This is a genomic window from Candidatus Poribacteria bacterium, assembly GCA_026706025.1.
Classification (GTDB): Bacteria; Poribacteria; WGA-4E; order WGA-4E; family WGA-3G; genus WGA-3G.
Map to the genome: position 1 here is coordinate 1 of JAPOZO010000081.1, position 25,800 is coordinate 25,800.

At 47.8% G+C, this 25,800-nt stretch carries 29 protein-coding genes and 1 pseudogene; 10 read left to right on the plus strand and 20 right to left on the minus strand.

Annotation, left to right across the window (positions count from 1 at the left end):
• On the plus strand, positions 1-702 hold a 702-nt coding region (locus OXH00_20185; protein MCY3743340.1), incomplete at its 5' end, for a pyridoxal-phosphate dependent enzyme.
• Here OXH00_20185 and OXH00_20190 read toward each other — a convergent pair.
• From OXH00_20190 to aroQ, 5 genes are all read right to left on the minus strand, one after another.
• Complete coding sequence (locus OXH00_20190) at positions 690-1,415, minus strand: hypothetical protein (GenBank protein ID MCY3743341.1); 726 nt, start codon at positions 1,413-1,415, stop codon at positions 690-692. The two genes, OXH00_20185 and OXH00_20190, sit on opposite strands and share 13 nt — an antisense overlap.
• A gap of 4 nt (positions 1,416-1,419) precedes the next feature.
• A complete protein-coding gene (locus OXH00_20195; protein MCY3743342.1) occupies positions 1,420-2,346 on the minus strand; it encodes a phosphatidylglycerol lysyltransferase domain-containing protein in 927 nt (308 codons plus the stop codon).
• A gap of 3 nt (positions 2,347-2,349) precedes the next feature.
• Positions 2,350-3,003 (minus strand): YkgJ family cysteine cluster protein, encoded by a 654-nt coding sequence (locus OXH00_20200; protein MCY3743343.1) that lies wholly within the window; start codon positions 3,001-3,003, stop codon positions 2,350-2,352.
• Positions 2,972-4,117 (minus strand): DegT/DnrJ/EryC1/StrS family aminotransferase, encoded by a 1,146-nt coding sequence (locus OXH00_20205; protein MCY3743344.1) that lies wholly within the window; start codon positions 4,115-4,117, stop codon positions 2,972-2,974. Before OXH00_20205 ends, OXH00_20200 begins: the two co-directional genes overlap by 32 nt.
• A gap of 158 nt (positions 4,118-4,275) precedes the next feature.
• Entirely contained in the window at positions 4,276-4,734 is a 459-nt protein-coding gene (gene aroQ / locus OXH00_20210) for a type II 3-dehydroquinate dehydratase (GenBank protein ID MCY3743345.1), read from the minus strand.
• Between the two features lie 258 nt (positions 4,735-4,992).
• Here aroQ and OXH00_20215 point away from each other — a divergent pair, with 258 nt between their 5' ends.
• The 3 genes from OXH00_20215 (at position 4,993) to OXH00_20225 (ending at position 6,597) form a co-directional block, all read left to right on the plus strand.
• Positions 4,993-5,952, plus strand: coding sequence for a hypothetical protein (locus OXH00_20215; GenBank protein ID MCY3743346.1), 960 nt, complete (start codon positions 4,993-4,995; stop codon positions 5,950-5,952).
• A 91-nt stretch (positions 5,953-6,043) separates the two neighbouring features.
• Positions 6,044-6,394, plus strand: a complete 351-nt coding sequence (locus OXH00_20220; protein ID MCY3743347.1) for a hypothetical protein — start codon at positions 6,044-6,046, stop codon at positions 6,392-6,394.
• Between the two features lie 11 nt (positions 6,395-6,405).
• Positions 6,406-6,597, plus strand: coding sequence for a hypothetical protein (locus tag OXH00_20225; GenBank protein MCY3743348.1), 192 nt, complete (start codon positions 6,406-6,408; stop codon positions 6,595-6,597).
• A 6-nt stretch (positions 6,598-6,603) separates the two neighbouring features.
• Here the strand turns inward: OXH00_20225 and OXH00_20230 are convergent, their stop codons facing one another.
• From OXH00_20230 to OXH00_20240, 3 genes are read right to left on the minus strand one after another with little or no spacing between them, the layout of a single operon-like run.
• Positions 6,604-6,918: a hypothetical protein gene (locus OXH00_20230; protein MCY3743349.1), complete on the minus strand. Its 315-nt coding sequence runs from the start codon at positions 6,916-6,918 to the stop codon at positions 6,604-6,606.
• Between the two features lie 23 nt (positions 6,919-6,941).
• Complete coding sequence (locus OXH00_20235; GenBank protein MCY3743350.1) at positions 6,942-7,982, minus strand: Gfo/Idh/MocA family oxidoreductase; 1,041 nt, start codon at positions 7,980-7,982, stop codon at positions 6,942-6,944.
• Positions 7,983-7,995: 13 nt separating this feature from the next.
• Positions 7,996-9,189: a phytanoyl-CoA dioxygenase family protein gene (locus OXH00_20240; protein ID MCY3743351.1), complete on the minus strand. Its 1,194-nt coding sequence runs from the start codon at positions 9,187-9,189 to the stop codon at positions 7,996-7,998.
• A 177-nt stretch (positions 9,190-9,366) separates the two neighbouring features.
• Here OXH00_20240 and OXH00_20245 point away from each other — a divergent pair, with 177 nt between their 5' ends.
• The 3 genes from OXH00_20245 to OXH00_20255 are packed head-to-tail and all read left to right on the plus strand — an operon-like array spanning position 9,367 to position 14,924.
• The gene (locus OXH00_20245; protein MCY3743352.1) at positions 9,367-10,539 is read left to right on the plus strand and encodes an exonuclease SbcCD subunit D; all 1,173 of its coding nucleotides are present in this window, start codon (positions 9,367-9,369) and stop codon (positions 10,537-10,539) included.
• Positions 10,536-14,144: an AAA family ATPase gene (locus OXH00_20250; GenBank protein ID MCY3743353.1), complete on the plus strand. Its 3,609-nt coding sequence runs from the start codon at positions 10,536-10,538 to the stop codon at positions 14,142-14,144. Before OXH00_20245 ends, OXH00_20250 begins: the two co-directional genes overlap by 4 nt.
• A gap of 21 nt (positions 14,145-14,165) precedes the next feature.
• A complete protein-coding gene (locus OXH00_20255; protein ID MCY3743354.1) occupies positions 14,166-14,924 on the plus strand; it encodes a sugar phosphate isomerase/epimerase in 759 nt (252 codons plus the stop codon).
• 22 nt (positions 14,925-14,946) lie between these two features.
• On the opposite strand, the gene OXH00_20260 is transcribed toward OXH00_20255, so the two are convergent.
• Positions 14,947-15,357, minus strand: coding sequence for a secondary thiamine-phosphate synthase enzyme YjbQ (locus tag OXH00_20260; protein MCY3743355.1), 411 nt, complete (start codon positions 15,355-15,357; stop codon positions 14,947-14,949).
• Between the two features lie 140 nt (positions 15,358-15,497).
• Between OXH00_20260 and OXH00_20265 the strand changes: the two genes are divergently transcribed.
• The 3 genes and pseudogenes from OXH00_20265 to OXH00_20275 all read left to right on the plus strand — a co-directional run bounded on the left by OXH00_20265 (position 15,498) and on the right by OXH00_20275 (position 17,127).
• Positions 15,498-15,809 (plus strand): hypothetical protein, encoded by a 312-nt coding sequence (locus tag OXH00_20265; protein ID MCY3743356.1) that lies wholly within the window; start codon positions 15,498-15,500, stop codon positions 15,807-15,809.
• Positions 15,806-16,062: pseudogene (locus tag OXH00_20270) on the plus strand (hypothetical protein). Before OXH00_20265 ends, OXH00_20270 begins: the two are co-directional and overlap by 4 nt.
• 270 nt (positions 16,063-16,332) lie before the next feature.
• Complete coding sequence (locus tag OXH00_20275; protein ID MCY3743357.1) at positions 16,333-17,127, plus strand: sugar phosphate isomerase/epimerase; 795 nt, start codon at positions 16,333-16,335, stop codon at positions 17,125-17,127.
• On the opposite strand, the gene OXH00_20280 is transcribed toward OXH00_20275, so the two are convergent.
• The 11 genes from OXH00_20280 to tsaE all read right to left on the minus strand — a co-directional run bounded on the left by OXH00_20280 (position 17,116) and on the right by tsaE (position 25,766).
• The gene (locus OXH00_20280; GenBank protein ID MCY3743358.1) at positions 17,116-18,342 is read right to left on the minus strand and encodes a phytanoyl-CoA dioxygenase family protein; all 1,227 of its coding nucleotides are present in this window, start codon (positions 18,340-18,342) and stop codon (positions 17,116-17,118) included. The genes OXH00_20275 and OXH00_20280 overlap by 12 nt on opposite strands.
• Positions 18,343-18,361: 19 nt before the next feature.
• A complete protein-coding gene (locus OXH00_20285) occupies positions 18,362-19,093 on the minus strand; it encodes an SDR family NAD(P)-dependent oxidoreductase (protein MCY3743359.1) in 732 nt (243 codons plus the stop codon).
• Between the two features lie 18 nt (positions 19,094-19,111).
• On the minus strand, positions 19,112-19,801 hold the full coding sequence (locus tag OXH00_20290; protein MCY3743360.1) for a TIGR04282 family arsenosugar biosynthesis glycosyltransferase: 690 nt from the start codon (positions 19,799-19,801) through the stop codon (positions 19,112-19,114).
• 57 nt (positions 19,802-19,858) lie between these two features.
• Positions 19,859-20,110 carry a toxin-antitoxin system HicB family antitoxin gene (locus OXH00_20295; GenBank protein MCY3743361.1) on the minus strand — a complete coding sequence of 84 codons (252 nt, stop codon included), beginning with the start codon at positions 20,108-20,110 and terminating at the stop codon, positions 19,859-19,861.
• Positions 20,107-20,373, minus strand: a complete 267-nt coding sequence (locus OXH00_20300; protein ID MCY3743362.1) for a type II toxin-antitoxin system HicA family toxin — start codon at positions 20,371-20,373, stop codon at positions 20,107-20,109. Before OXH00_20300 ends, OXH00_20295 begins: the two co-directional genes overlap by 4 nt.
• 89 nt (positions 20,374-20,462) lie before the next feature.
• Complete coding sequence (locus OXH00_20305; GenBank protein MCY3743363.1) at positions 20,463-22,391, minus strand: hypothetical protein; 1,929 nt, start codon at positions 22,389-22,391, stop codon at positions 20,463-20,465.
• Positions 22,354-22,617 carry a hypothetical protein gene (locus OXH00_20310; GenBank protein ID MCY3743364.1) on the minus strand — a complete coding sequence of 88 codons (264 nt, stop codon included), beginning with the start codon at positions 22,615-22,617 and terminating at the stop codon, positions 22,354-22,356. The genes OXH00_20305 and OXH00_20310 overlap by 38 nt, the downstream gene beginning before the upstream one ends.
• A gap of 18 nt (positions 22,618-22,635) precedes the next feature.
• Positions 22,636-22,890 (minus strand): toxin-antitoxin system HicB family antitoxin, encoded by a 255-nt coding sequence (locus OXH00_20315; GenBank protein MCY3743365.1) that lies wholly within the window; start codon positions 22,888-22,890, stop codon positions 22,636-22,638.
• 50 nt (positions 22,891-22,940) lie between these two features.
• Positions 22,941-23,960: a hypothetical protein gene (locus OXH00_20320; GenBank protein MCY3743366.1), complete on the minus strand. Its 1,020-nt coding sequence runs from the start codon at positions 23,958-23,960 to the stop codon at positions 22,941-22,943.
• Positions 23,961-24,106: 146 nt separating this feature from the next.
• Positions 24,107-25,309 carry a glycosyltransferase family 4 protein gene (locus OXH00_20325; protein ID MCY3743367.1) on the minus strand — a complete coding sequence of 401 codons (1,203 nt, stop codon included), beginning with the start codon at positions 25,307-25,309 and terminating at the stop codon, positions 24,107-24,109.
• On the minus strand, positions 25,263-25,766 hold the full coding sequence (gene tsaE / locus OXH00_20330; protein ID MCY3743368.1) for a tRNA (adenosine(37)-N6)-threonylcarbamoyltransferase complex ATPase subunit type 1 TsaE: 504 nt from the start codon (positions 25,764-25,766) through the stop codon (positions 25,263-25,265). Before tsaE ends, OXH00_20325 begins: the two co-directional genes overlap by 47 nt.
• Positions 25,767-25,800 lie beyond the last annotated feature (34 nt).

A 25,800-nucleotide genomic window follows, 5' to 3' on the forward strand; every position in this document is an offset into this window, starting at 1 on the left:
TCAGCACAGTTTGGTGTCAAGACGACCGTCGTTGTACCGCATGGGAATAACCCTGAAAAGAATAGTGCGATGCAAGCGTTCGGAGCAGAACTGATTGAACACGGTGCCGATTTTGACGAGGCACTTGTGTTGTGTGAAAAACTCCAAGTTGAACGTGGGCTTTACTATGTTCACCCTTGCATGGAACCAGCACTCTTCCACGGTGTCGGTACCTATTCGCTTGAGATTTTTGAAAGTCTACCGAATGTGGACGCGATTATCGTGCCGATCGGTGGTGGAAGCGGTTCTTGTGGTGCTATTACCGTTGCGAAGGCGATCAATCCGAAGGTCAAGGTCATTGGTGTACAAGCGGAAAATGCCCCCGCTATCTATCGCTCATGGCAAGCTGGACAGCGTATGGAGACGGATTCTTGCGATACAATCGCAGATGGACTCGCGACGCGTGTGCCGTTCTCAATACCGTTTTCCATTATCAAAAAAGGCATTCACGACATGGTCTTGCTCAGCGAGTCGGAAATTGCAGAGGGTATCCGTTCCGCGTTACGGTGGACGCACAACTTGGCGGAAGGTGCGGGAGCAGCACCACTTGCAGCTGCACATAAACTCACAGATAAATTAGCAGGGAAAAACGTCGTGATGGTGATGAGCGGTGCGAATCTGGACACAGAAACGCTCAAGAAAGTGCTTGCCTACCAGTTGTGAATCACGTAGACAGGAGTAGACCCTTCAACCAAGCGGAGGGATGCCCATTCCGCACCTTCCACGAACTCGTTGCGGAGCGCGTTTGTTAGGTCGGGGTGGATATGTAGCGATGTCAAATCCCAACGCAAATTTTCGCTCTTTTCCACAATGACGTTTGGGACTTCAGCGATAAGCGAGACGCGTTGCAACGCACTATTTTTTCGGGTTAATCGGAGGGTTGATAAGACATAGTGAATCGTCTGTTTCGGGTCTCGCATTTCGGCACTGTAATGTTCGTCTGTAGACACTCGGTAATGTCCGAAACGCATCAGTTTTAGGTTACCAAGAAACTGATCTGTTTCATATCCTTCCGGGCGCGGTAAACCCCCATAAATAATAATGTGTCGGCATCCGTATTCTGCCAAGGCATAGTCCACAGCAAGTTGTCCATCGGTATAGTCTTTGTCCGTTTGTCCAATCCATTCCTGAACAATCTGTTTTGCTTGTGGGAGGGGTTTGTGACCCCGATCATCAACCGAATCCATGTCTCCAATGAGGATATCTGGAACAAGCGGCGTGTCTACACCCCGATTTAATTCTTCAAATATACGGATTCCGCCATCGGCACAGATAAGCGGTAAACGGTCTTCCACCGCGGTTACAATCTCTTGACGGTAGAAGTCGAGATGCCGTGTGTCATAATAGCCGTTGAGAAAGATGAGTGCCGATTTCATTTTTTTACTTTCCTTGCGGTTCGGTGAGGTGGATATTGTATGACAGAAGCAGTTGACAAGGATGATAGGAACGTTTAACGCGCTTTAGGTTCTCTAACCCAGAATCGTCCATGGCGTTAATCCATCTGTAAGTATCCATCAATTCCTTACAGAATTCGCGGTAAATAAACTGTGCCAACCCCTTTGTGCCGAGGTCAGTAATCTCAAACAGCACGCAGAACGTCTCCGCGTTTAGTGGATAGCCGAAGGTATAGCCTCTAATTTCCCCATCAATGCGGACAACTCTGCCAAGAAGTCCGAGCGCATTCGCACGTGAAATCCCAATTCGGTGCGCCGACTGTGAGTCGTCGAGCATCGCATTATAGATTGGATCGTCGGACTTTGCCGACCGCATCTCGCGCCATCTATTATACAGCGCGAGACACGCACCCTGATCGGCTGCGGTATACGGACGCAACTTTACTGACGGATATTTCGCTACGAAGCCGTTGTATGCGTGGCGTTGTTGTTTGTAGCGATCCCCTCGCAGCCCTGCAAGTGCCTCTGTTTCGTAGAGATATTCCGTCTCTTTCAAGGTGGCACGAAACCCATTCTTTTGAAAGAAAACAATCATCTTTTGTGGCACATTTTCGATGCGAGTGATGTGCCGATTCCGATTGGATTTTAACATGAATTGGTATGCTTGGCAAATAACATTTAGGTAGGTAGGGTTTCCGGTCTCACACGGCATCGGCAGTATCGGCATGAAATAGTCGTCGCCCTGTTTTGCGAAGATACAGAGATAATCCGAGAGCAGTGTCCAATAAAACTGAAAATGTTCTTGCCAGACATAAAGCGGTGCGAAGGCATAATGAGACAGACGCGTACAGGGGCGATGCGCGCGTAGGTCAAAAATCGGTGTGTCGTTAAGTGTAAGTGGTTGAAGTCGCATCTGTTAGTTTTTCTCAAACATCGCGACAAGGAGATCGCTTCTACCGAGTTTATGCACGATCGTCACAGTCTCTTGATAGTCACCGATAAGGCTCCAATTCGCTGTAATTTGTGCGGTAACCTCTTCGGATTCAATGTAATCAATGACATTGCGGATCTGTTGCTGGAATGTTTCCGTTTCGAGGTGTTCCTCACCGAATGGGCAGAGCGTATCCACGCCGAGTACTACCTCACTTCCATCTTCGTTGAACATGAGCGCGAACGGATAGAGTTGGCAATCAAGCGGACGGATTGAGTAGATCGTGCAATGGCTTGTCTCTGGTTCAAAGAAAGCACAGATATAGAAATCGTTGTGGCGTTTGAGTTGGATTTGCGCACTTGCGCCATCTGCTTGCGGACGAAAGTGTGTTGGGTCGGCACCATGTGCTACGGCGTTCTCTTTCTCCATTTCGGTGAAGATAGGTGCGAGCGGACTGTCCGCCTCTAAGAACCTGCAACAGACATCACACGAGAAGCAGACCTCGGCGGGGATGATTTGGTAGAGTTTGGGGGCCGTAGGGATAGGTGTCTCCATCGTGTATCCAATGTGCGTGTTGAACCTTAGAATAGAAGATTCCGCTGCCCGACTATGATGCCAAAGTTTTCCCGATTGTATCAATCACAATGTGGATATCCTTCTCGGTTAACCCTGGATGAAGTGGGAGACTCACAACGCGTTCAAATGCCGCTTCAGCGTACGGGAAATCGCCGACACGGTAGCCGTACCGTTCCTGATAAAAATCGAAGAGGTGTAACGGAATATAGTGGACACTGCATTCGATGTTCGCCTCACGTAGGGCTTCCACGAATTCGTCTCGGTTGCCGGTGTTGAGCTGGATAATGTAGAGATGCCATGCATGCTCGCGCGAATCATTCGGTGCTACGGGGGTGCTTATCTCCGAAAATTTTGCCAGTTCCGTTTGATAGATCTGTGCGAAATTTCGGCGGCGTTCATGCTGTTTGTTGAGTTTCATGAGCTGACACAACCCCATCGCCGCTTGGATATCGGTCATGTTGTATTTATAACCTTCAGTCGCAATGTCGTAACGCCAAATATTGCGCTGCGATTGACGTGCCCAAGCGTCTTTATCAATTCCATGGAGCCGCATGGTGCGAAGCGGTTTAGCGAATGCGTCGCTGTTGGTGGTAATCATACCGCCTTCGCCTGTGGTGAGGTTTTTATTTGCATAAAAACTAAAGGCAGACAGGTCACCGATAGCACCGATGTGCTGTCCTTTGTATTCAACTGGAATGGCGTGCGCGGCGTCGTCAATGAGCGTGAGATTGTGGTTTTGACTTATGTCCTGCAGCGCATCCATGTCGCACGGGATACCAGCGATGTGAACCGGAAGGATCGCCTTTGTACGGGGTGTTATCGCCTGCTCAATTTTACTTGTGTCGATGTTCAATGTATCCGGATGGATGTCCACAAACACGGGCTTTGCACCGACATATCGAATCGCTTCAGCAGTCGCGGTGAAAGTGTAAGGCGTTGTGATAACTTCGTCGCCGCTGCCAATACCGGCTACGACGAGGCTCAGATGCAACGCCGCGGTACAAGAACTGACAGCGATGGCGTGCTTGACACCGAGGTATTCGGCGAAGGCGCGTTCAAATTCGCGGACTCTGTTTCCCGTGCTGATCCATTTCGAGGCGAGCACTTGGCTAACGGCTTCGATTTCAGTATCATCAATCCAAGGACGACTAAACGGTATGAATCGGTTATTTGCCATATTTTTAATTTTCCTTGCGGATAAACAACGAGGTTTGTACTTTGACGTTCTTCGTATTCGAGTCGCCTTTCACTTCGTTTCAGGCTGCGTTTTTTGATTCTCCTTATCAGAGACTTTATGAATAAATGCGTAAGTTCTATTCCATAGAGACTTGGTGTTTAGGCTGATGGCTCCATTTTTAGTTGCAGGTTGTGGATCATGGCTTCAAGTGCCAGTTTGTAACTATGGGATCCGAAACCGCCAATCACACCGATTGCGATCGCCGAGATATAAGAATGATGCCGAAATGCCTCGCGGGCGTAAATGTTAGAGAGATGGATCTCGATGACAGGTACTGCGACAGTAGAGAGCGCGTCTCGGATGGCGACACTCGTGTGTGTATAGGCTGCCGGATTAATCAAGATACCGTCTGCCCAGTCGATATGGTCCCCAATGATGGAGACGAGTTCACCTTCGTGATTAGATTGAAACATTTTAAGAACGACTGGGTGCGACGAGGCTGCGGCGTGCTGGTCGAGCATCGTATTGATGTCTGACAGGGTTTCGTGTCCATAGATCTCGGGTTGGCGTTTCCCCAAGAGATGTAGATTCGGTCCGTGTAGGACGAGGATATTCATGCATCCGTTTCCTTTTGTCGCGAAATATTACTATTGCTATAGAGAGTATATAATCAATCGGAAAAACTTTCAAGTTTTTTATCGCTCACTCCAAGGGTCACCCAAAAACTTGACTCTTTTGAAAAAATGTGGTATCCTATCGTTAGCCATCGGATAGGAATGCATTTACCTACTTCTTTGTAGGTATCCTATCCACCCAAATGCAAGAATTGGATGTCCAAAACATCATTCACTCGTACATAAAGTAAAGTATACATAATGCCCTACAAAGACAGTCCTTGCTACTTTGAGACTCCATACCATACAAAACCTTTATGGCGATACATGCATATTGATAAGTTTTTGGCAATGCTCAATAGTAACACACTTTATTTTCCGAACGTCTATTCATATAATGACAAATTTGAAGGAACACTATCAAATAAATCCTTAGATGAAATCTGCAAAATATCCTTATTAGATGAAAAGAACACACTAATATGTGACGATGAGGCATTCTACAGAACGAGAAAGTCGTTAAGGGAACTTGACCCAGAGCAGGAAAAAACGGAATCTGGTCGTGTATTTGAACAATTACTAAGGGACTTTTTAAGCCATCTCATGTATTGTAACTCATGGTTTCAGAGGGGAAAAGAAAGTCATTCGATGTGGGCAGAATATGGAGACAAAAGTCCAACATCAATAGCGATTCAAACCACTGTAGGCGACCTCATCGAAAGTTTGGAATCTGATGAATACAATATCCATATAGGTAAGGTGAAATATAAGGATTATCTGACGGAGGATATTGGAGGTTATGAAGATTTTCCGTCAATAGACTTAAATGATCCTGATAACGTACTCAAATTATTTTATGCTCCCTTTTTGCACAAAAGGGATGTATATAAGGACGAACACGAAGTCAGAGCAATAATTTCATTTGAGGATGTCTGTGAAGAATTTTTGGGGCGTGTTTATACATCTGAAATACCATTTTATAGTGACGAAATGTTCAGGACTGATGCCTCATTATTGCGAGATTACGAAAACCCAATAAATGGCGCACCTAAGGGAATCCCTATCAAAGTTAACTTACATACATTACTGAAAAAGATAGTAATATCCCCAACCGTCAATGATTATTTTAACATTCATTTTGAAGACCTAATAAAACGCTACGATATAAATCCAAATATAATTAGCAGGTCTCAAATAGTCGATATTCAAGAGGAATCCTAAGTAAGTAACAATTTGACTCCTACGTTACTCGTCGGTCTGACTTCCCTTCCCCTATAACTGGGAATAGATATGTCGGGAAAAGGAAAATAAAATGCCAAAAATTACAAATGTAGAATTTCAAGGAGCTTCTGGACGGAAGCATGTTTTTGAAGCCTATACACTTGGAACGGAAACATTCAACGATGTTGGTGGTGTTTACATTTTTACAAAGGAAGCACGTAATCAACAGGGTGATATAAAATATTATCCTTTATATATCGGTCAAACACAGTCACTTAGAAATAGACTTACTGCGAGCCACGAAAAATGGCCGTGTGCAGTTCAAAATAACGTGGATTGTTTATGTGTTTTGGTGGAAGAGAACACGTTTTCTCGTAGGGCGATCGAACTTGATCTTCTTAGTAAATACAACACACCTTGCAATAACGGGACTTACGCATAATAGAGATATTGATGGGAAAAGCATGGAGGGAACAGATGGATGCTGGAATGTCCTCTAACTTCCAATCTCCGTATCTTCCAATTCCGCTGGCTCGATTTTTAGTCGATGTGATCGCCGATGATGGTGACGAGTTCGCCTTCGTGGTTCGATTGAAGGATTTTGAGAATGACAGGGTGCGGCGTGCTGGTCAAGCGTCGTATTGATGTTTGCTAAGGTCTCGTGTCCGTCTTTTTGTCTATCCGAGTCCCAAGGACGCGCGCGCCATAAACAATCGTCAGGAATATGATAAGACCGGAAAGGGTCCTGAAGTGCTCTTCATAGCTGCGCCATTTAAATTTCCAGAACCGAAAAGAAAAGAATTCATCCGCGAGTGCCTGCCACGCCAAAAAGATGATACCTCCGGAAACACAGACCACCGTAAAGACGAAGGGTAAGAATCGCCTTGTCTCTTTGAAGCTGCACCAGATCAGTGCAGCACACCAGATTATCATCAGGATTAGAAGGAGTTGCACTGTTTGCCTCACATTTTATCCGAAGAAATGGTTTGTTACGAAACGATGCCCACCTCTTCGCGCCAAGCGTCGAGCAACTGCATATTGCCGAGTGTGTCCTCCCAAGACATCGCCGGTGCCTGTCTATCAGCGACATGCGCTGCTACCGTATCCGCTTCGTAGGTAAATAGATCTCTGTCGGCAGGGACTATTATTTCAGTTGTTTCTCGGTTTTGGGACGATTGAACGATCAGTTGTGTTGCGGGGAAGGTTGTATCTGATGGCAACGGCGTTCTCGCACCACGGCACGGCGATGATGGCAGCCACGGATTCGGAATCGTTATCGTGCCTTCCGTGCCGTAAATAATGACGTTACTCCCATAATTGCATTCAACGGCACAAATGATCTCGGCGATAATGTCATTTTCAAATTTCAGGGTCGCTGCCGCAATGTGGTCTACACCTGTCGGACCAATTTTACCGTTCCCTTTCACAGAAATCGGATCCAGAAAAAGTTTATTCGCCGCTGCACCCGCGACTTTCCGTGCCATTGAGGCGGTATAACACCCGATGTCAAGAATACCACCACCCCCCATTTCACGGTTGTAGAGACGGCTCTGAGGGTTGAAACCTGAACGGTAACCGAAAGTCGCACGAATGGCTTGGACATTACCGATTGTGCCATCTTGTATCAGTTCAACCATTTTGGCGATCTGTGGGTGGCACCGATACATAAAAGCCTCCATGAGGAAGACATCGTTTTCGCGTGCAGCGTCTACCATCGCGGCGGTTTCCGCATGGCTCATGCTGATCGGTTTTTCAACCAGTAGGTGTTTTCCCGCTTCGGCACATTTTATCGCCCACTCCGCGTGCAGCGGGTGAATCGTCGCGATATAGACAGCGTCAATATCGTCATCTGTCAACAGATCGGCGTAATCGTTGTATTGGCGAGGGATGCCGAAATCGTTAGCGAGTCTGTCTAAGCGTTCCTGGGTGCGACTGGCAACTGCAAGAATCTCTCCTGAGTCTGTGAAACGCATTCCGTTGCAAAAGACATAGGCGATACCGCCTGCCCCCATAACTCCCCAGTTTAACATCTGTTATCTCCTTCTATGATTTCTTTGCGGCTTCGCGCTGGCTTGCCAGTGGGTGCATAATACCCGCACCTGGAGGCCAGACTCCGGGTTCAGCCTTGATCCAGTCGCACAATTTCTGAGCGTCCGGTGTCAGAGTTTCCCAAATTTCGTGAGGCATAATCCGACTGAAGCCGTGCTGTGTACGCCACGGTGCCATATACTCAACATTTGGGAGTGCCCGAATTTCTTTTGACAAATTTGGCGTTGCGCCGTGCCATGCCCGGTTATCTCGGAATACGCCGGAACCGGCAGTCGCACCAACGAGCGTTGAATGTTTCATCCAATCCGGTTCGTCCCCGGGCGGCGGCGGGTTCTGTTGTAACGTGTGTGTTCCCGGAATTTGTCGAATCGGCCCGTTTTCCCAAGTGAGGTCGCACATGATGAAGTTGATGGTAACCATCGGCGGCGTCATCTCCATAATCAATTTTTGGGACGGGACATCAAGATTACCGTTGTCATCTCTATGGAGTTGAACGCCGAGACGTTCCGCTTGGGCGATCCGTGCTTCGGAGAGGTGTTGTGGATCTCTACCGTCAAGATGCAGATGTTGGTACTCTATAGCACCGGGGAGACAGAGATCGCCACCAGAGCCCCACACGCGATAATCTGAAGATCCGAAAATCTCTGTGACAATCGGCGTAGTTGTCGGTAGGTCAATCATGCTTGCCCAAGCCAGATGGTGCAACATCTGTCTCGAAGCGGAAGAGGTACCGTAGCTATACCGATGTGGCAACCGTCCGGTTTCAGCCACATATTTTCTACTACCAGATCCTGGTATAGAAAGGATGTCTCGGAGAGCCTCAGCGCAGCCGTCTCTCCAACGAGCGAGTTGCTCTGGCGTGAGCAGATCGCGCACCACAACGAACCCGTCCCGATGGAAGATACGAGCGGCTCTCTTGACTTCATGCGGATCGCAGATTTCAAGTCCGCGGATACCGTTGTGTTCGCGTAGTTTTTCACGGAGTGCCTCGACTTCCGGATCATCGTAGACCCGACGTTTCGGAGAATCCGGATCCGCTACGCCAAACCCTCTGTGGTCCGGGGGTGGGTTTCCATCCGCATCAACGGTTTCATTGACAGGTGTGTGCGCATCCCATCCGACTCGTGTTTCCCCATAGACTTGCATCTCTTCGAGTTCTGCGGTTAAAATCCGTCCGTTGTTTTTCATAGAGCTAACTCCTTATTTTCCGCAGTATTGCAATCGTCAAACATTAGTTTTAATCTATCACGTCCCTTTTTTTTTCGCAACGAATTAATTTGCTTGAAACGAGGTTTTCGTATCTGCTATGATAATACATATTAGATCCTTACAACAATTTCCAAGGGATGGTAACCGCACGAAAATATGAGAATACTGCACACTGCCGATTGGCATATCGGTCAACGGCTCCACGAACGTCAACGCACTGATGAACACAAAGCGTTTCTGGATTGGCTTCTCGATACAATCCAAGAACATCAAGTTGAACTTCTCCTCGTTTCAGGCGACATCTTTGATACGGCACTCCCCTCATCGGAATCAACGAACCTCTATTACCGATTCCTCTACCGCCTCTTTAACGAGACCGATGCATACACAGTGATTACTGCTGGCAATCACGATTCCGCTCGACACTTAGAGGCACCACGGGAATTTCTCAAAATGGGCAAAATTTACGTCGTCGGACTTGTCACAGAACCCGCGGAATGCGTTTTTCCCTTCCCACCTGACAACCCACGCGTCATGGTCGCTGCTGTTCCGTACCTTTATGAAACCGAGCTACCGCATGTCTCTTATGAAACGGAAATAGAAAAGAGCGAACGGTATCGTGAGAGGTTCAAAGCGTTGTATGCCGATTGCGTTGCTGCCATGCCTGTGGGACTCCCGAAGATTTTAATGGGGCACCTCTTCGTTCAAGGCGGAAAAATAAGCGACTCTGAACGGAATGTACAGATTGGTGGCGCGACCGCTGTCCACGCAAGTGATTTTCCTGAGGATGTGAGTTATGTTGCCCTCGGACACCTTCATAGACCACAGACGATCAAGGGTGCCAATTATCCGATCCGGTATTCAGGTTCGCCGGTTCCACTACGGTTCAACGAAACGGGGTATCGCAAAAAGGTATATCTATTGGAGTTATCTGGTGATGCCACGCTCATCCGAGATGAAGAAATTGAGATTCCTATTTTCAAAGAATTACGCACTGTAGAGGGTGATGAAGTCGCTGTTTTGTCACAAGCAATGACAGGCGAGTGGCGTGGACAGTATATCCAAGTCAAACTGAAATTAGATGCACCGAGGGTCGGTATCAGTGATGAAATTCGGAAAGCATTCAGTGACCGTGGCGGCGATGTCCTGAGCGTTGAAGTCGAGCTGCCAGAGACAAAGCAGGGACCGACAATTCCCGTTGAGGATATGAAGCGTCCCGAGGAAATCTTCGAGCAATTTCACAGAGTAAACTACGATGGTAATCCACCCGATGAAATCTTGACGCAGACTTTCAGCGAATTAGTCCAGATGGTTGAGGAATCCGAATGAAAATATGTAAATTGAAACTTAAGGGTCTAAATAGTTTTCGTGGAGAAGTTGAGATTGATTTTGAGAAGTCGCCGTTGGATGATGCTTCATTGGTGGCGATTACCGGTCCAACCGGTTCTGGGAAAACTACCCTGCTGGACGCTATGTGTGTCGCGCTCTATGGTAAAACACCACGCCTGAGTGGAACTACAAACCAACATCCGAGGCATCTGATTAGCCATGGCGAAACGGAGGGTTTTGCTGAAGTATATTTTGAGGCGAACAGCACGCGTTACCATGCAACGTGGTCTATTAAACGCAAAGGTTCTCCTAAAGGGCAATTGTTTGATGATTCCGACGAGTTAATCACCACCAAAGTCGCTCAGGAGGTAGAATCTATCTTAGGACTTGATTTTGATGCCTTCAGACGGTCCGTCATGTTGGCACAGGGAGAATTCGCGGCATTTCTGAAAGCAACTGACGAAAAGAGACGCACAATTTTGGAGGCAACCGCAGGCATCAGTATCTACGATGTACTGAAAAAGGTTTTAAATGACAAAGTTAGCAAAGTTGAGGCAGCAAACGCCGAAGTCTACGATAAATTAAATAAAATTCCAGAGGCCTCTCGCGAGCAGCTCATAGATGCTGAAGTCGAACTTGATAGACTACAAAAGGAAGCCAAACAATTAGGCGAAGAGATTCAGCAGGCAAAAAAAGAAAAAGCCCGGGAAACAAAAAGGACGGAGGACTTTGAGAAACTCCAATCTTCAGAAAAGCGACAAGATGAGCTTTTAGCCCAGCAGGCGGAGATTGATGCAGTTCGGGTGGAACTCGAAAATGCGAATCTTGCCCAACGTCTTCTCCCAGAAAAACAGGCATTTGATACTACGAAATCAGAACTTGAAAAGGCAACAGCGGCATTAAGTTCGGCTGAAACAGAGAAAATGGAGGCAGTGGAACAAGCTAAAACCGATCAAGCCGTTTTTGACGAAAAAGCGAAGATGTATCAGGATGCATCCACTGAGCGTGATCGGCGAGTGGAAATTTACACTGAAGCGAAGTCAGATGTAGAATGGGCAGAAGATCGGTTTACAGCGGCAGAGAAACGGACTCCAGACTTGGCGGATTTGGGCAAACAGATTGATACATTGGAAAGCGAATTAACCCAAAAGCAAACTGAGAAAATCCAATTGCAGGAACGGATTGACGAAGCACAAACCTTCTTACATGCAAATCGCCTGCCTACGAATAGCCCACAACGTCTTAACGATGCAACCGGTTTGCTGGCAGAATTGACAGCACATCAAAAGCAGTTGGAGACAGCATCGGCGAGCAAATTGCAGCAGGAAAAAAAAGTGTCGTCGTTAAAGCGTAAAATTGAAAAGTTGTCCGAAACTTGCGAAGAACGTCTCGCTGAAAAGACAGAGACAGAGGCTGCATTAGAAAACGCCAAAAATGATTTGAATAAACTACTCGCAACTGGTACCGACAAGAAATGGGCTGCCAGAAAGCAGCAAGCGGCTAAGGCACAACCCATCGCACAGAAATATGAAGCAGCGAAAAATGATTTGGCAGATACTGAAAACCAACTGAACGACTTAAATGAGACTGTAGAGACGTTGAATGCTGAACTCGAACAGATTGAGGCCGACTTAGCAAATCAAACCGAAGTGTGTCAGCAAGCCAATGAAGTCGTTCAACGTTGCGAAACGGAGCGGGAATCCCTGCTTTTAGCGAATCCAATCAATCAGCTCCGGCAACGCCTCCACGCTGGCGAACCGTGTCGGGTGTGTGGTGCTATGGAACATCCATATGCCGATGTTGTGGAAGATGAAAATGAAAACTTGCTACAAGATGCTGAAGCTGCATTAGCAGATGCAAAAACCGACGCGCAAACCGCGCAAGACCAAATGCAGGCTTTAACGACGAAACAGACGCAAACTAAACAGAATAGACATAACAATTCTGAACAAATTAAAAATTGTGATACGGAAATAGAGGAACTCCGAAGTGAGATGGCACAACTTCTCACAGAGTGGCAGAAGATCTATCCGGACACTGATGTTTCGCCGGATTGGGCAACTGAGCGGATTAACGAGGCAGATACCGCTATTGCAGACCTCGTAGAAGCCAAACAAACACATACGCAAGCGTCGCATGATTATCAAACGGCATTGCAACAACTCGGAGTTTGTGAAAACAATATCGCTAATGAGAAGAAGGTCTTGAGCGAAACTGACAAGCAGTTAAAGGAAGTCAGTGATGACGTTAAGGATTTGGAAGCGGACATCAAATCTATCAAGACCCGTTTTTGGGAATTCCTGCCTGACACTTTTCATGGCGTTACGCCGAAGGAAGCTAAGGATCAGTTTCAAGATAAGATTGAGACCGTTGAGGTGCGTAACGATGAGCGCGACACCTCTGAGGCGCAACTTCAGGTACTTAACATCAAAATTGAGTCAGGTCAGAGCAGTCTTGAGAGTCTACGGAAGTCTCACAAGGAGTTACAAGCCGAAATAGATGAGTATCAACGCGAAGCGGAAACGTTGTTGAATGCCGTTCGCGAGAAGACCGGTGGATTGGAAATAGGAACCGAAATCAATGAGGCTATTGACAAGTTAGAGGCAGAGTTACAGGCGAAAGAAACCGAGAGCGATCAAGCCGCGCAACGATTGCAGGACAGCCGAAGTTTATTCACCCAAAAGGAGACTGCTTACGAAATTTGTAAGAATCAGCGCGAGGAATCCGATCAAAAGTTTGAAGCGGCACGCCAAACCTATTTTGACAAGTTAAAAGACGCAGGGTTCGACTCACCAGAGGCGCATGACTGTGCATTTCGGGACGATGACCAGATACAGGAATTCACAGACCAAATTGATGCACATGCAGCTGAAATCCAGCGACTCGCCTTAGAGATTACGGAGTTGCAAACTCGGTTTGAGGAAACACCATTTAATCCGGACGCACTGGGACAGATTGAGACTCAACTAAAAGAAATCGAAGCGCAGCTTCAAGAGACACAGCAAGAGATTGGCGCGCAACAACAGAGTATTGACAACTTGAAAAAGGCACTAAAAGAACGTGAGGAACTCGGGATTGAAGTAGCGGAAGCTGAGACAGAATTGGCGCGTTGGAAAAGGTTACAGGAGACAATCCCTGCCAATGATTTACGCGATTTCGCACTGGAGATTATGTTCAAGCAGATGGGCAGTTTAGCAAATGAACAGTTGAAATACCTCACCTCAGAGCGTTACCAACTTAAAGTTGAGGGTATCGGTAACTTGTCTGTCGTAGATCGCTGGAATGCGAATGAAGAACGTCCTGTTGAGACGCTCTCTGGCGGGGAATCGTTCCTGACGAGTCTCGCTTTGGCACTCGCACTTTCGGAACTCAGTCGTGGACGCGCACAGCTCAATTCACTGTTCCTTGATGAAGGGTTCGGTACGCTTGATGCCGAAACACTTGATACTGCCATTGGGGCATTGGAAGGACTTCGCATGCAGGGTCGTAACATTTTTCTCATCAGCCACATTCAGGAATTAACGAGGCGTTTGCCTGTTAAAATTAACGTTAGGAAACGTGGAAACGGCAGTGCAAACAGTTCATCTATTGATATTCGAGGTTAACCTAAAAACTGGAGGTTTTACATGCAATTTGGATTTATGTCGTCTGTCTGTCCGCCCTTGACGTTGACGGAACTGATTGACAAAGCGAAACAGTATGACTACAAACACTTAGAACTCCGAGTCGAGTGGGATCATGGACACGGAGTCGAATTGGATTCAACCGCACAACAACTTCGAGAGGTACGCGCCCAATTCGTTGATAGCGGGATTGATCTCTCCTGCATCGCAACCGGTGTCCGATTCATTGATCCAGACGCGAACAAACGCACCGAACAGGTTGAACTCCTCAAGCGTTACATCGAGCTTGCAGCAACCATGGGCGCGGCGAATATCCGTATCTTTGGGGATAGAGTGCCAAGCACGCCAGTTGAAGTTTCTCAAACTTTGGATTGGGAAGCGGATGGCATTCGCGAATGCGACGGATTGGCGGGCGACGCAGGCGTTGCACTCTGTTTGGAGACACACGGTAACCTCATCGGTAGTTACGTTGCGGAGACACTGCATCGCGCTGAAGCGCAAAACACTTATGTAAATTGGCATGCAGCACACCACGTCCGGCATGGAGAGCCGGTCGATGTGGCGTATGTCCATCTACGTGGCAAAGTCCGACACGCACACGTCAATTTCGGAGATGACGGTCCAATGCCAGATACCGAACGGGATTCACTCACGCTTCTCGCAAAAGACGGATATAGCGGGTTTATCTCCATTGAGGTGATCAATCCACCGGATTCAGATGCCGTGCTGAAACGGCATGCCGAACTCTATAGTACGTTATAGTATACTCCGGCGCATTTAGAGACTAATAATAGAGCGTTGCCGTTAGGTTTCGACTACCCCCGCGATTCCGAAATTCGCATAGATAAATACCTTGCCATATGCCTAAATTGAGGCGATGGTTCGTAATCGGAACGGAGACGGTGAAACCGACGAGCGACGCTTTAATATGTGCTGGCATATCGTCGTCGCCTTCGATCGTGTGTTTATAGAAGGGTTCGCGCTCTTTGACGAGTTGATCAAAACTGTTGGCAAAGTCTTCGCGAACCGTCGGATCGTCGTTTTCGTTGATCGTCAATCCTGCTGAGGTGTGCTTGATGAATAGATGCAGGATACCTTCTCTCGGCAATTCGCCGAGCGATTTCATAATCTCATCTGTAACGAGATGAAAACCACGCGGGTATTCAGGTAAAGTTATTTCGATTTGCTGAATCACTTTTAGTGTACTCCAAGTCTACTGATTATACCGTTTATTATATCTTGTCTACTCAATTTTTCAAGAGAATTGTTTGACAGCTGGTCTTCTTATACGATATAATTGGATATATTTGAACTGCTATATAAAAGGAGTTACACATGAGTCAGGTTCATACTATTGAAGTCCATGAGGAGGGATTTGACGAAACCTATACAGTCCATATAGAGCAAAGCGTGGATGGATGGATTGGATGGATACAAGAACTTCCTGAGGTAAAGTGTCAGAGAAAGACGAAAAAAGAATTATTAAAAGTGTTAGAAATTGAACTTCACGAGCGCTTAGAGACATATAGGGTAGAAGCGGAAGTGTGGGATAAGCAATTTGAGGAAGACGCTAAGGCAGGGAAACTTGAACGATTCGCGGAGGAGGCACTCATTGATTTTCGAGCAGGTAAATGCGAAGATATATAAAACACGTAAAAACCCAGCGTTTTCGGAAACACTACCAGGACCTTCCTTATCATGTTCAGCAGCTCGCTGACAAAAGTTTTGCACTCCTAAAACAGAACCCAGCGCATCCATCTTTAACCTTGAAGAAAGTTCGTAGTTATTGGTCGGCAAGGGTCGGGCCTAAGTATCGTACGCTTGCATCCGAAAGAGGGGCACTTTCTTCTGGTTTTGGATCGGAACACACGATGAATACGTGCGATTAATAAGTCAGTAACCCCACCCTAAAGGACGGGGCTTGTGCGAAGCGTATGCCAAACGTCCACGCCACGAGTTAAACCGCTGACTACAGGTCGTTTCTGCGTGGCGATATTAATAGCGCAGCGATGTTTGACAGGGGCATCGGTAGTCAAAACCTGTCACTAACTAAAAAAGAGCGGTGTTTCATTCCCTCCCTAAAGACAGGGGTTTCCACACCGAAAATTTTGATGATTGATCAGACGCTATAGTTCCTTGATGGTTTTTGGCTAAATAGAAAGGGGATTTGATGGATATTATTTGTGCTTCTATCTGTTACCGTGGCTACGCCGAGGATGAGGTCGCCGCAACCTTAGAAAACGCGCCGGAAATCGGCTATCGCCTCATGGAAATTCATGGACCGCTTATCTGGAGCGTTGACGCTGCCCTCGCTTTTGACATAGACAGCATGAAAGCAAAAGTTGACGCATCCGGCATGAAGTGTGCCGGACTCTACCCACCCGGCTGGGGTGGGCAGGACAATACCGATGTTGACGCACGCGCAGGCGCAATCGCAAGATGTGTCGAAATCGCCGAAGGACTCGGGGCAACACATCTAACAACGAGTGGCGCGCAACGTAGGACAGATCCCGGTGCATTGGATAGGGTAACTGCTTGTGTGCGTGAGGTGTTGCAACGCATGCCAGCAGAGAGTCAGATCAAGTTAACGCTTGAACCGCATCATGGGAATGTCCTTGAACAAGCGGAGGATTTCCAAACGGTTTTAGATGCTATTCCCGACGAACGGGTCGGTGTCTGCATCGATACTGGGCATTTCCACTCATCCGGTGTGGATACGCTTGCCGCGATTCGTCAATTCGCGTCGCGCCTCTATGCAGTACACCTCAAGGATCATCTTGGTGCTGTATCCGTCGGTATCGGGCGCGGTGAACTCAACCTCAAAGAGATTATCGAGACACTCCAAGAGGTGGACTACCAAGGCGACCTGACTTTGGAGTTGGAGGTCGAAGACCCTGAGAACCTACCCCGTTATACTGAAGAGGCGTATTTCTATCTCAGCGGAATGCTCGGTTCACGGCTGTAGTTCCCATGTTTCAATGAAATCTGCAACACCGAAATTGGCAGGCATTTCATTGAAATAGTAGTGCATCGGACCGGATTGGAAACCCGGTAAGTACAACTCTTCGTCGGTCTTGAGAAGCGCGTCAAGTGGCTGAAAACGTTCCCACAAAATGGCCGCTTCTTTCTGTGTGAACCGTTCGGCGAACGGCGGTCCCCAATTAAGGGTAATGGCGTGAAAACCTTTGCCGCGGTTCTTAAGATCATCCGGAATGTCTGCAAGTTCATCTCCGTGCGCCATCGCAACGAAACAGGCGGCTTTGCAAAGAAAAACGGTTGAGAGCATCTTTCCTTTTTCGCCTCTGCCCGGATGCAAATTATTGAGTGCCGTGTGGTAAGCATCGGCGTTCTTGTTGATAGCTGCTCGGAGTGCATTTTCTGTCCATACTCGCATCTGTTCGCTGCGCGAATTCCACCGATGGAATTTGTCTTGCACTACTGGCGACAGGTAATCTATGTAGTCAAATGCTTCGTAATAGGTGTGATTTGCAAATCCACCGTGGATCGTGCGCCGCATCTTCCGACTGTAGTTGCTGCCCCAATGCAAAATGGGCAGGATATAGACGACTCCGTCGCCTGCGTTAAGATGCGTCTGAACGGCACCCGGTAACGGGACTTTCGGATCTGCCAGCAATTGCTGATTTTCCGCTTCAGCGTTGACGCGCAGATGGCTGCCGGGGAGTACCCAAAGTACACTATCGTCATAAAGTGAAAGGTTCCACTGCACATAGCGTGGTCCCGTCTCCACAATATCGTCAATGTAGCCTTGTAGCGGTGCAGTATCAATTGGGTGATGGTCGCGATGCCAAGTGGCGGGTCCGCAGTCTTTAACTGGGCTGCACATGAGCATCATCTCGGTAACACCAGCATCTTCCTCGCCGAGCAGCTCAGTGCTGGCACCTTGCATGTTTTCGTGTGCCCAAATCTCGACAGTGTTTGCTGTTTTCTCGTCAACAAGTCCTGCCAGAGGATTGCGTCCGAGTAGTAAGCGCGGTTGTGGCGAAGTCTCCCATACGCCGCCGGGTGGATCGTTCGCTGCCCGTTCCTGCGCCCAGATCTCCCGCTGGCGTGATACCATCAGTTCATAACTCTCCCGAAGTGCATCCAGTTCTTCTGGTGGAACCACTCCCCGTAGAACGAGATACCCTTCTTCCATGAATTGATCCCGATTCACTTTCATGATTTTCTCCGGCTGCGTGTTATCCTCTACCAATATAGAGTTGACCGACCGGTAAGACAGTTGCTTCTAACATATTTATATTCGGTGGAAGTGTTGCCATCAGAACGGCAGCTTGTGCGAGAGCGTCAACGTCCATCATCGGCTCGGTCGGTGCCTGTGGACGGTTCTGGATGCGTTCGACATAAGTGTTGCCGGGTTTCAAACAGCTCGCCGTAATCCCGTGCGGTCTGCCTTCAAGTGCTGTTACCTGTGTCAGACCCCAGATACCGAATTTAGTGGCACTGTAGGGCGCAGTGAGCGGACGCACCCGATGCGACGAGATACTGCCAATGTTGATGATACGTCCACCTTCACCTTGTGCCTTCATAATCCCGAATGCCTCGCGCGTGCAGAGAAACGGCGCGCTGAGGTTCACAGCGACAACCCAATCCCACGCCTCTGTTGAGAGTTCATCTATGGGACCGGCATCGAATGCACCCGCATTGTTCACAAGGATGTCCAAACGCCGGTATTCCGCCATTGATTTTTCAAAGAGTGCTTTGATCTGTGCCTCGTCCGTTACATCGGTCGGCACAGCCAACACCTTTGTGCCGTTTGCCCGGAGTTCGTTAGCGGTTTCCTCAAGAAGTTCGGCATTCCTTGCAGCGATAGTCAAACTCGCACCTTCAGCGGCGAGACCTTTCGCAATCCCTTTACCGATGCCTCGGTTTCCACCCGTTACAATCGCAACTTTCCCATCTAATTGTCCCATTATTGAGTTCCTTTCTTTTTATGAAAACAGTTCTGTCAATAAAGATTCTGTTCTGACTGCTTGGACGCTGTCGCCTGCAAGTCGCATCGCCGATACGTGGGTATGCAGAAATGCTAAATCCTCGGCTCTATCAATATCATACCACGGTGGTAGGAGTCCAAGAGTTGCCTCTGCTGCATGAATACGCGCCACTGTCTGTTGAAAAACTTCCGCCGTACTCCATGCGATGTCCTCAAATACGTGCGGTATTGTGGTTGCCAAAGTCTCTACTGAAAAACCGATGAGGTAATAGCCGCCATCTGTGCTTGGTCCAATGACAGTATCCCGTGAATCGAGTAGTGTGATCGCTTGAGATATGTACGAAATCGGTAAAGTTGGACTATCGGATCCGACGAATAATATCTTTGTGTATCCTTGTTTAGCTGCCCACTGTGTTGCTGAAGTCAGTCGTTCCCCGAGGTCTGCTCCTATTTGTGGGATGTAGATAACATCATCTCCGATTAAGGCTTGTAAATCGGGTTGTGCCTCTGGTGGTGTATACGCGATGACGCGATCCACGTCAGGGAGGTCAGCAAGCGTCTCGCACCAATCTGTAAGGAACGCAGTATAGAGTACTGCCGCTTGTTCTGGTGAAAGCGTCGGCACGAGTCGCGTTTTGACTTGGTTCGGCACTGGATTCTTAGCAAAAACGATAAGGCATATCTTCACCGGTATATTCCCTGTTTTCGTGGTTTTATTTTTATAATGGCAACAAAAATTCTATTTCTATAGGTGCAGTGCTTGACGTAGACGCGACAGCAATCTCCCCGCAAAGTGTTTTTGTGGTGGGTTCTCCGGTTCTTCCTGTGTCTCAATATAGAGTTCTACCATGTTTTCAAAGGCATCGCGCAACTCAGCGTCAGTATCACCATGAAAACCTGATATCGCATCAATATTGACAATATGGCCGACAAAACATTCATCTTCATCGCTATAGATAATTTCTGCGGTATAGCCTTTGTACGTCATCGTTTTCATGGTGTGATTCCTACCTGTTGTAAAAATTCTCTCGCTTTTCGGATGTGATATCGCTTTGCCTCTTTTTGAGGGTGAGGCCGATGAAAAAGGGCATCTTCATCTTTCAGTTTAAAAGTCACAATCGATCCGCCTCCTTCCTTTTTTGTAGCACCAAGTGCCATGAAAAGGGCTTCAATACGCCGCCATTGCAACGTAGCAGGGACTTGTGTGCTAAAAATCGCCTCCAATGTCTTTTGATGCTTTTTGTTTAAGCGTACGTTCATACTCTAACCGTGCGTGTGCTTCTTTAACTCATAACACTACCATATACCCGCTGAAGTGTCAACTTAAAAATTCCAGTTCACCTACAACTTTAATACCAGACCCGATACACAGGTATCTCAAGAACTGCACCCACTAAACTCCAGAACGTTCCGGTCAAAAAGTCCCCCAAAACCAATCCGATAAAGAATGGAGCCGTTTTCCGGTAGGTTCGCAAGCTTCCGAATTTGAGCAAGATCGCTTTGATGAACCAACCGACACACACCGCGCTCCAGACCCACACCATCCCTGCGGATAAACCGAGCGCATAGCCCGCCGGATGAAAAGGAAACCAGATAAACTGTCTTCTCAGAAACATGAGGCCCAACGTGAACAGCGAGGCAAACGCCGTGAAACTCAAGCCAGTGCTGTCTGTAGCATGCGGTTGTTGCAACCACGGTAACAGCATCCGTTCAAAGGTTTCAAAGCCGATACCGATAATATATCCCTCTGTCCGAATCGCGCCGTGTTGATATATGAGATGCAAATATGCCCAGAACGAAACGGGGGTGGCAACCAATAGCGCGATGATCATCGCAATCGCCATCTTTTTCTGGGAGATCGGCGCGCGTTCCGCAATTTTGAACCCTTCCAACTGGCTCGGCATCGGGTGCGAAACATTATCCCGAACATAAGGATACAAAAAAGACAGAAGAGTCAAGTTCGCCGCGCCAATCCGTCGAACCCCTAAAGCCGAGACGAGCATCAATTGGGGGTGCGTCCAAATCACCTCGTGATAAGGCACACCGACCGCCGCTCGCGCATAAGTTATAGCGATAGACATGAGAGAGTAGAGGGATAAAAAGGCGAGCAGAATTCCGACGGACATGCCAGCTTGCTGGAAAATGAAAACGAGAATCACAGTGCCTATCAAGATACCGAGCAGCGCAGTGCGATATTGAAACGGCTCGTTTGTGGAAGTCGAAGGTTTCAAAGCGAGCGTAAACACCGTTTTCAGGTGCTTGCGACTTACCCATAGGATGAGAATCCCAAGGGTCAGCCATGCACCGATGCCCTGTTGATTGTAGTAAGGGAAGCCCGGTAACGATTTCCAGCCACCGATGCTCCCTAAAATCAACTGGAATTTTGTAAACAGGAAAAAGAACCAGACCGAAAACGATAACTCAAGTGGCACAAAGAAGGTCAACCCAATAACCCAAGGGTAAAAGAAGAGCGGTAGCCAACCAATAGCACTCCAAGGTTTCGTCGTAAAGATTTTTGCGCCGAAGTCGGGTATTTTAAGAGGCACCCCGGGCACAAAAGGATAAAGGAAATGGAGTCCGTTGAGGAGTTCTACCGCCGCACAGATGCCGAATCCAAGCCATAACAATCTGCTTGAGAAAAACCGTGGCGTGGTCATCTCTATCGGGAGCTGTGCAATCGGGTAACTGAGCCGTTCCCGCTCACTCCACTGCAAACGCTGGATGCTATTGAAGCACATTAAGATGAAGAAGAGGACAAACGTAACAAACGACCACAGCAGCGTGGGACCTATCCATGCGGAGAGGTGTTTTGCTGTGTATAAGGTTGAGTTGCCTTCAAAGAAACCGGAGAGCGCGCTTTTATCCTGAATTGTGAACCACGGTGGGATATACCGATGAAAAAGGGCAGCGTATTCGTTTTCAAAGGTGGCGAACCAGAAGGGATGTGCGAGAATTCCCAAGATAAAGTCCATCGGGTTGTGTCCAGAGACAAGACAGAGCATAACCAGCATCTGATAGACGATGAGAAGTTGGGCGCGACGCAAAGCGAGTTGTGGATGAAATCGCTTTAGCAGTGTATTGAGTAATACGAGAAAAAAGAGGTTGACAATTGGGGTAATAAACAGGGAGGCGTAAGCAGGATTCAAGGAGTGGTGGATACCGCTGACCAATGCAATCCAGTAGGCATTGAGCAGAATCAGCACTATACCGATGGCAAGCGGCAGCAGGAGCGAGGTCGTTTCAGTACCAATTTGAGGTTGATGGCTTTTTTCTGACATGGCTGCCTTTCAACGCGAAAAAAGTGTAAACACTGTCTAAGGCGGTCTTCTCAATACCATCTTCATTAGGAAGCGGTTGTGTGGTGATTCGGGTCAACAACTCAATATAGCGATCCCACGCCGCGTTTTTATCAGTGACTGACAGATCGAATTCCATTTCCATCACCGGGGGGTCCACCTTTAAACCGGTAAGATTCCATTTCTCAAATAGGTCTTGGAGACGCATTTTGTATGTCCTTAATTTCTATAGGTGGAGTGCTTGACGCAGGCGGGATAATAATCTGCCCGCGAGGTGTTTTTGCGGTGGATTTTCGGGTTGCTCTTTGACTCTGATATGAAGATCCACTACGTTTTCAAAGGCAATACGCAATTCTTCATCGGTATCCCCGTGGAAACCTATGATATCATCGCCCGGGTCAACAACATGACCAACAAAACACTCATCTTCGTCACTATAGATAATTTCCGCTGTATATCCTCTGTAAGTCATTGTTTTCATGATGTTATTCCTAATTTCTGAATATAAGCTGAACCAGAGCAGGCTTGTCTCTACCGATCCTCAACCATCTCACGGGCAGGTGGATTCGCTGGTTCCACCGGTTCCGGACGCTGCTCCAGCCACCACGCAAACGCAACGACAAGACACGCAAGCACCATCGCACTCAGTGCCATCGGGATACCTGTCGATTTCCCGTCACTCGCATCAATCTGAGATTTAGCAACAACCGCAGATACTATAGTAGCGATAGCCAGTACGAGGTTTACCGTCCACGGCACTTGGAAAAGCACTGCGATCAACGAAACGACCGCAACAGTCAGACTTAATTGCGCAAGCGGATGGTAAGGGGTCGCATCCTGTTCCTCAACATCGGAAGCACCTCCCTGCCTGTGAGAAACAGGCGTAGGCGCGCCTTCCTGATACGTCATCTCAATGAGTCGGATAAATTCTGCGAGCAACTTCTCCTCTTGAATCCACTCGAAAAGGTCAGGGTATTCGTGGCGGAGAAGGATAACAAACTCTTGGCGTTGCGCACTGAAATCTGTGAATTCTTCCCAATCGTGCTCTGGCACAGTGACGTAAGGTTCAGGCCCGACACGGATTTCATATCCCTGTCCGGCAATATAGACGACACTCCCGATGTCTTCGCGCGCCGCCATTATGAGTTCTGATGAATCGCCGGATTCAGAATCTTGGGTTGTGTCCTCCTGCACAACAGCCATATCCCGTTGCTTCAGTGCCGCCGCTGCCTCTTCAGATTGCGCTGCCATTTCGCTATCCGTAACGGCTACACCGATACGGCTGACCAATTCCAAGGCTGATACCTCATCTTCCGGATCCACGAGGAGTGCAGTTTGGCGTTCCTCTTTTAATTCAATCGGGCGGCATCGGATCTGTTGTGCATTCAAAGTGGTTTGAATCAGCTTCGCTTCCCATTCATCGCTGGTGCGATGGATTTCTATCCATTCACCGGTATCACCGATAGCTTCACCAAACAACTGCGATACCTGTCTTACTTGCCCTTGACTCGCTTGGGCACCCTGCGCTGGGCTGACTGTTTTTTCTCTCATTATGATAACTCCTTTGGACCGTGAAGAAATCTCTTAATATGTTTAGGTCTTACGCCAAATCCATTTATTTACCTACCGAATTGGAAGACTGGAAGATTGGAAGCGTCGGAAGATCCCTCCATCCTTCCTTTCCTTCCACCCTTTCATCACTCAATATTCATTTTGCGCGTCCGTCTTGATGCTGTTAACAATTCTGTGTAGACTGTTTCTGTCAAAGCGGTATTCTTTTTACTGCTAAATAGCTGCACGGCGCGATCGCGGGCAGCTTTTCTCATTGCTATCAATCGTCCTGGATCGGTTGCCAGCGTTGCGATAGCGTCAGCAATCGCTGATGCGTCTTCGGGTGGCACTAAAATCCCTGTCTCAGGTGTGACGAGTTCTTTGCTGCCACCGAGTGGCGTTGCGATAACCGGTTTACCGACCGCCATTGCCTCAATAATGGTGCGCGGACATGCTTCCGGGATAATTGACGGCACCAACACAATGTCCAGTAGGCTTGTTACGATACGCGTATCCGACAAAAATCCGGTGAAGATAACTGAATCTTCAACGCCTAAGTCTGCAACCTCCTGTTTAAGTGTGTCCATATAGTCAATATCTTTTTGGAAATAGGGACCACCTACGATGAGCAATTTTGCATTCGTCTGTTTTTTAAGTTCTCCCATTGCTCTGACTAAAAAATGGATGCCTTTTTCCGGTGTAATCCGGGTTACGACACCAACGAGGACTGCAGCATTGGGTTCATTGGAAAAGAGTTCTGTCCGAAGTGTTTCTACCTCTTCTGATGTTGCCTGAAATGCGTCTAAATCCACACCGTTATAGATGAGTGTCTGCTTTGCCGCGGGTGCGAAATCCCACCGTGTTGCCTCTGATACCAGAATCACGCGATGCAGGAGCCGTTCGCAGAACCGATCCAGAATCCCGTAAGAAGTTGCGTAGCGCTTATGCATCAAGATAGGAATCCGATTTATTCTTGCAACAATCCCACCAAGCAGTGCCACCGAAAGAGAGTTCGCATGGATCAGGTCTATCGCATGTCGCTTCACTATCCGATGAAGTTCAATGATGACTCGGAGTTGCCGAAAATCTTCAAGCAGGTCCCGGAAAGTGAACCGTTTCACTTTATCGGTTTTATTATGTGCGGCAGGCAGAGAGAGTGGAATCACATTCGCCGCTGTCTTTTCAATCTCTGCTGCAAAAGCACTATCACCGAGACATCCGACAAAAGGCGTAAAGCGTTCCTTATCTAATAGGTTTAGCAGCAGTAAAAGGCTCCGTTGCCCACCGCCAATGCCTGAGCCGCTATCGAGGTATAGGATATTGGATTTCGATGTGTCGGATGTTTTCATCTTCAGGACTATCCAATAGTGATTCGGAAGTCTCATCATCGCCGTGTAAGGTATTCGCGTCGGCGAGCGTTATGTGGATTTTTATACAGGTATCGGGCAGTACTTCTGCCATCCGCTCAGCCCACTCAACGATGCAAATTCCGTCGCCTTCCACATATTCACTGAGTCCGAGTTCCGCAATCTCTTCGCTGTTTTCGAGGCGATATAGATCAATGTGGTAAATAGGCACTTTCCCGTGATACTCGTTAATCAGGATATACGAAGGACTGCTAACAATCTCGTCAGGTGCGATGCCTGCGCCGCGCGCGATGCCTTGGGTCAAACAGGTTTTACCGGTGCCAAGGTCACCGATGAGTGCAATGACATCTCCCCGTTTAAGCGTTTTGCCGATTTTTTTCCCGAGTGCTTGCGTCTCCTCTGGACTTTCTGTTTTAAAGTTTTCGTTTCTGTATTCCATTGTAGTTACGGTTTCCGAGAATTTGGGAATATAC

Bases quoted from the DNA above. Each gene is read 5' to 3' on its own strand.
- OXH00_20240 (MCY3743351.1), bottom strand. From the start codon at position 9,189: ATGAAAAACAACGGACGGATTTTAACCGCAGAACTCGAAGAGATGCAA.
- OXH00_20245 (MCY3743352.1), top strand. From the start codon at position 9,367: ATGAGAATACTGCACACTGCCGATTGGCATATCGGTCAACGGCTCCAC.
- OXH00_20295 (MCY3743361.1), bottom strand. From the start codon at position 20,110: ATGAAAACGATGACGTACAAAGGCTATACCGCAGAAATTATCTATAGC.
- OXH00_20250 (MCY3743353.1), top strand. From the start codon at position 10,536: ATGAAAATATGTAAATTGAAACTTAAGGGTCTAAATAGTTTTCGTGGA.
- OXH00_20280 (MCY3743358.1), bottom strand. From the start codon at position 18,342: ATGAAAGTGAATCGGGATCAATTCATGGAAGAAGGGTATCTCGTTCTA.
- OXH00_20275 (MCY3743357.1), top strand. From the start codon at position 16,333: ATGGATATTATTTGTGCTTCTATCTGTTACCGTGGCTACGCCGAGGAT.
- OXH00_20300 (MCY3743362.1), bottom strand. From the start codon at position 20,373: ATGAACGTACGCTTAAACAAAAAGCATCAAAAGACATTGGAGGCGATT.
- OXH00_20325 (MCY3743367.1), bottom strand. From the start codon at position 25,309: ATGAAAACATCCGACACATCGAAATCCAATATCCTATACCTCGATAGC.
- tsaE (MCY3743368.1), bottom strand. From the start codon at position 25,766: ATGGAATACAGAAACGAAAACTTTAAAACAGAAAGTCCAGAGGAGACG.
- OXH00_20235 (MCY3743350.1), bottom strand. From the start codon at position 7,982: ATGTTAAACTGGGGAGTTATGGGGGCAGGCGGTATCGCCTATGTCTTT.
- OXH00_20225 (MCY3743348.1), top strand. From the start codon at position 6,406: ATGGGAAAAGCATGGAGGGAACAGATGGATGCTGGAATGTCCTCTAAC.
- OXH00_20285 (MCY3743359.1), bottom strand. From the start codon at position 19,093: ATGGGACAATTAGATGGGAAAGTTGCGATTGTAACGGGTGGAAACCGA.
- OXH00_20265 (MCY3743356.1), top strand. From the start codon at position 15,498: ATGAGTCAGGTTCATACTATTGAAGTCCATGAGGAGGGATTTGACGAA.
- OXH00_20205 (MCY3743344.1), bottom strand. From the start codon at position 4,117: ATGGCAAATAACCGATTCATACCGTTTAGTCGTCCTTGGATTGATGAT.
- OXH00_20195 (MCY3743342.1), bottom strand. From the start codon at position 2,346: ATGCGACTTCAACCACTTACACTTAACGACACACCGATTTTTGACCTA.
- OXH00_20220 (MCY3743347.1), top strand. From the start codon at position 6,044: ATGCCAAAAATTACAAATGTAGAATTTCAAGGAGCTTCTGGACGGAAG.
- OXH00_20255 (MCY3743354.1), top strand. From the start codon at position 14,166: ATGCAATTTGGATTTATGTCGTCTGTCTGTCCGCCCTTGACGTTGACG.
- OXH00_20215 (MCY3743346.1), top strand. From the start codon at position 4,993: ATGCCCTACAAAGACAGTCCTTGCTACTTTGAGACTCCATACCATACA.
- OXH00_20310 (MCY3743364.1), bottom strand. From the start codon at position 22,617: ATGCGTCTCCAAGACCTATTTGAGAAATGGAATCTTACCGGTTTAAAG.
- OXH00_20320 (MCY3743366.1), bottom strand. From the start codon at position 23,960: ATGAGAGAAAAAACAGTCAGCCCAGCGCAGGGTGCCCAAGCGAGTCAA.
- OXH00_20190 (MCY3743341.1), bottom strand. From the start codon at position 1,415: ATGAAATCGGCACTCATCTTTCTCAACGGCTATTATGACACACGGCAT.
- OXH00_20305 (MCY3743363.1), bottom strand. From the start codon at position 22,391: ATGTCAGAAAAAAGCCATCAACCTCAAATTGGTACTGAAACGACCTCG.
- aroQ (MCY3743345.1), bottom strand. From the start codon at position 4,734: ATGAATATCCTCGTCCTACACGGACCGAATCTACATCTCTTGGGGAAA.
- OXH00_20315 (MCY3743365.1), bottom strand. From the start codon at position 22,890: ATGAAAACAATGACTTACAGAGGATATACAGCGGAAATTATCTATAGT.